Here is a 3,366-nt window from a genome sequence, read left to right as displayed (position 1 = left end):
GATCGAGGAGCCGGTGCGGAGCTCGCTGCGGCGGGTCTTCCTCCAGGGCGTCTTCACCAACGCGCTCAATCCCAAGGTCGCGCTGTTCTTCCTGGCTTTCCTGCCGCAATTCGTCGCGGCCGATTCACCGCACAAGCCGCTCGCCTTCCTGACGCTCGGCCTGATCTTCATCTCTACGGGCACGCTGTGGTGCCTGGTGCTGGCCGCGTTCGCGGCCAAAGCCGCCCACCGCCTGCGCGAGTCCGAAGGCGTGATCGCCTGGGTCAACCGCGCGCTCGGCGGCCTCTTCATCTATCTCGGCATCCGCGTCGCCATGCTGGAGACGCGATAGGCTCATTCGAACGAATGATGCGGGCAGCGTAGGGCGATCTTCCCTCAAACGAATTCCTTCGCCAGCGCACTGCCGGCGAGATAAAGGCCGAGCAGGATCATCGCGATCAGGAACCAGCGGCGGAACGCTTCGGCCGGCATCCGTGCTCGCACCGACTGTCCCACGAACATGCCGGCAAAAGCCATGGCCATGCCCACCGCGCCCGGCACGGCATTGGCTGGCGTCAACAGCCCAACGGCCGTCAGGTTGAAGGCGAGCGCCAGTGTCGCCGTCGTGAAGAACACGCCGAGTGCCTGCACCAGCTCGTCCTTCTCCATGCCGATCGCCTGCATGAACGGCATCGAGGGGATCACCTGCACGCCTGTCGAGGCCGAGATCACGCCGGTGACGACACCGACCACGCCGCCGACCCATTTCTCGTTTTGCGGCGCGACGCGGAATTGGAACTTGTTCAGACCGATCACGGCATAGATGACGAGCAGGACGCCGAGCACGATCGTGCCGTAGCGCGCATGCGGCCCGGTCAGCGCGCCGGCATTGAGCCAGCATCCGATCACGGTGCCGATCATCAGCGGCCACAGCCGCTTCAGGATGTCACGCAGATACGGGCCGACGAAGGTCTGCCAGATGTTGGTGACGATGGCGGGCACGATGACGATGGCGATCGCGCGGCTGGGCGTCATGCTCACCGCGAGCAGGCCCATGGACACCGTCGGCAGGCCGAGCCCGACCACGCCCTTGACGAATCCGGCGATCAGGAACACGGCGGCGATGACAATGAGAAGCGGGTCGATCATGAGAGCACATTGACCGAAGCCGCGCGGGCGCACAATCTGGAGGTTACGGAGTAAGCCTTCGCTCTGAACGAAGGCTGGGAGATCTGCCATGCGTTTTGACCTCGTCGACCTCCAGCTCTTCATCGCGGTCGCCGACCAGCGCAGCATCACCCGCGGCGCAGAGCGGTCGCACCTGGCCCTGGCCTCGGCCAGCGCGCGCATCAAGGGGCTCGAGGACGCGCTCGGCGTCGCGCTGCTCAAGCGCGGGCGGCGCGGCGTCGAGCTGACCGCGGCCGGCGAGAGCCTGCTCGATCATGCCAGGCTCGTGATCCACCAGATCGATGCCATGCGCGGCGATCTCGCCGGTTTTGCCAGCGGCGTGCGCGCCAGCGTGCATTTCCTCGTCAACACCTCGGGCCTGTCGGAACATCTGCCGAAGGCGCTGGCCGGTTTCCTGCGCGAGCACCGCGACGTCGCCATCGACATCGAGGAGCGCGAGAGCACCGACATCGCGGCGGCGATCACCGCAGGCGCCGCCGATCTCGGTTTCGCCGCCGAGCACGCGCTGCCCGACCATATCGAGCGCTTCGTGTTCAGCGAGGACCACCTGACATTGGTGACGTCGCGGCGCGGCCCGTTCGCGGGTCGCCGCCAGATCGATTTTCAGGAAGCCGGCAGTTGCGACTTCGTCGGGCTCACCAGCGCCACCGCGCTCCAGATGCACATTTCGAAGCACGCCGCCCGGCTCGGCATGCGCCCGCATTACCGCGCGCGCCTGCGCGACTTCGATGCGATCTGCCAGATGGTCGCCGCCGACGTCGGGATCGCGCTGGTGCCGATATCCGCCGCCCGCCGCTGCGCAAAACTGATGCCGCTCGCCATGGTCCGGCTACGCGATGCCTGGGCCAACCGCAAGCTCGTGATCTGCGCGCGCAGCTTCAAGACGCTGCCAAGGCCTGCGAAGATGCTGGTGGAGCATCTGCGGGCAGAGGCGGTGTGAGCAGTTGGTTGCTGCGCTAGTGTGAGGCACGCCCCCGCAGCGAGCAAACTGCGCTCCCTCCCCCCTTGTGGGGGAGGGCGGGGGAGAGGGGTAGTCCAGGAACAGGTGCTCTGTCGTGAAGAAGAGAGATCGATGGGGTCCCCGTGTGGCCCCCTCTCCCTAACCCTCCCCCGCAAGGGGGGAGGGAACGCACCTGTCGCGTTGTGAAGGTGGTGCTTACCCAGCGAAAACGCGAACTACTTCGCCGTCTCCACCCCGGCGTCCTTGATCACCTTCGCCCACTTCCTAGTCTCGTCCGCGATGAATGACCGAAAGTGCTCCGGCTCGTCGCCGACCAGCGTCGCGCCTTGCGCGGCGAGCTTCTCCTTCACCGCGGGATCGGCCATCGCCTTCGTCGCCAGGGCGTGCAGCGCCGTGACAATCTCCTTCGGCGTGCCCTTGGGCGCCACCATGCCGTACCAGTTCTCGACGCGCAGATCGGGAAAACCCGCTTCCGAAAGAGTCGGCACGTCAGGTGCGGTCGGGGCGCGCTCTGCCGAGCCCATCGCGATCGGCCGCAGCGCGCCGGCCTTGACCTGCGGCAGCAGCACGGGGAGATCGAGAAACGTCATCTGCACCTGCTGGCCCAAGAGATCGTTCACCGCGGGGGCTGCGCCGCGATAGGGCACGTGGACGATGTCGATCTTCCCCGTCAGCTTGAACAGCTCGCCGGCGAGATGTGGCAGGCTGCCGGGGCCGGAAGAGGCGAAGTTGAGCTTTCCCGGCTGCGCCTTGGCCAGAGCGATCAATTCGCCCATGTCCTTGGCGGGCACGTTGGTGGCGACCACGAGCATCTCCGGCACCGTCGCAACCAGCGTCACCGGTGTGAGGTCGCTCAAGGTGTCGTAGGCGACTTTCTCCATGCTCGGGCTGATCGCGAGCGCGCCGGCTGAGGAGATCGCTATGGTGTAGCCGTCGGGGGCGGCCTTGGAGACCGCATCGGTGCCGAGCACGCCGCCCTGGCCGCCGCGATTGTCGATCAGCACCGGCTGCCCTGACAGCTCCGACATGCGCTGGCCGATGACCCGCGCGATGATGTCGTTGGGCCCGCCGGCCGGAAACGGCACGATCAGCTTGATCGGCTTGGCCGGGAAATTCTGAGCGGACGCCACTGATGGCAGCAGCAGCAATAATCCAAGAAGAAGCCTGCGTGAGATGGTCATGCAAGCCTCCGCTCGCGTGTTATTGGTTGAGCAGCTTCAGTGCTTCTTCGTGAACCC

4 protein-coding genes are annotated in these 3,366 nt (G+C 66.2%); 2 read left to right on the top strand and 2 right to left on the bottom strand.

What is annotated here, in order from left to right:
- The coding region (locus IC66_RS0110455) for a LysE family translocator (protein ID WP_038947572.1) at positions 1–331 on the top strand (331 nt) is incomplete at its 5' end.
- A 44-nt stretch (positions 332–375) separates the two neighbouring features.
- Here IC66_RS0110455 and IC66_RS0110450 read toward each other — a convergent pair.
- Positions 376–1,128 (bottom strand): sulfite exporter TauE/SafE family protein, encoded by a 753-nt coding sequence (locus IC66_RS0110450; protein WP_028140013.1) that lies wholly within the window; start codon positions 1,126–1,128, stop codon positions 376–378.
- A gap of 88 nt (positions 1,129–1,216) precedes the next feature.
- Between IC66_RS0110450 and IC66_RS0110445 the strand changes: the two genes are divergently transcribed.
- Positions 1,217–2,107 carry a LysR substrate-binding domain-containing protein gene (locus IC66_RS0110445; RefSeq protein ID WP_028140014.1) on the top strand — a complete coding sequence of 297 codons (891 nt, stop codon included), beginning with the start codon at positions 1,217–1,219 and terminating at the stop codon, positions 2,105–2,107.
- 236 nt (positions 2,108–2,343) lie between these two features.
- Here the strand turns inward: IC66_RS0110445 and IC66_RS0110440 are convergent, their stop codons facing one another.
- Positions 2,344–3,309 carry a Bug family tripartite tricarboxylate transporter substrate binding protein gene (locus IC66_RS0110440; protein ID WP_038947571.1) on the bottom strand — a complete coding sequence of 322 codons (966 nt, stop codon included), beginning with the start codon at positions 3,307–3,309 and terminating at the stop codon, positions 2,344–2,346.
- Positions 3,310–3,366 lie beyond the last annotated feature (57 nt).

The organism is Bradyrhizobium genomosp. III, from assembly GCF_000261705.1.
GTDB lineage: Bacteria > Pseudomonadota > Alphaproteobacteria > Rhizobiales > Xanthobacteraceae > Bradyrhizobium > Bradyrhizobium ottawaense.
The sequence above is the reverse complement of the archived record's forward strand: the minus strand, read 5'-3'. Positions and strand labels throughout refer to the sequence as shown.